Annotated in this window: 1 pseudogene; it reads left to right on the top strand. The window is 68.1% G+C overall.

The annotated features are described in order from the left end of the window. Nucleotides 1–83: 83 nt before the first annotated feature. A pseudogene (locus KL771_RS28270) lies at nt 84–583 on the top strand (phage tail sheath family protein); the annotation flags it as partial.

The raw sequence follows: 583 nt of genomic DNA, 5'->3' as shown, positions 1-583 counted from the left end.
CAACAACCGCCTCGACGAGCTGATGCCCTGGGTGTACCGACCCTCGGCCGTCAAGGTGGGGTGAGGACGACGCTTACATCGGCATGTGCCTGCCGGCGCCGCTGGCCGACAACGGAACCTTTCCGCTGAACGAACCGGTGCGGCTCGCCACCGACGATCCGGAGGCGATCGAGGCGCTCGGCGCCGGCCTGGCGCGCGATGCGATCAACCAGATCCTGTCCGAGGGCATCCATACCGACATCGCCTTCGTGCGCGTGGCGCATTCGACGCTGACCGATCCGGCCGCGAAGCTCGCCGCCGAGATGGGCTCGATCGTCGGCTCGGCCGGGGCGAAGACCGGCATCTGGGCGCTCCTGGAGGCGAAAGACGAATTGAAGATCGAGCCGGGGCTCATCCTGGCGCCCGGCTATACCGCCGGCCGACCGGACGATGCCGCCAATCCGGTGATCACCGCGATGGACGCGGTCTGCTCGCGGATCATCGACTGCATGGCCGTGGTCGACGCACCCTCGACCAACCGCGAGGCCGCGGCCGAGCATGCGGCCGACTTCGCGACCTCGCTCAACATCATCGACTGCTATCC

Source organism: Prosthecodimorpha staleyi (genome assembly GCF_018729455.1).
GTDB lineage: Bacteria > Pseudomonadota > Alphaproteobacteria > Rhizobiales > Ancalomicrobiaceae > Prosthecodimorpha > Prosthecodimorpha staleyi.
Note: the sequence above shows the minus strand (reverse complement) of the source record. Positions and strands in the feature narration are given on the sequence as shown.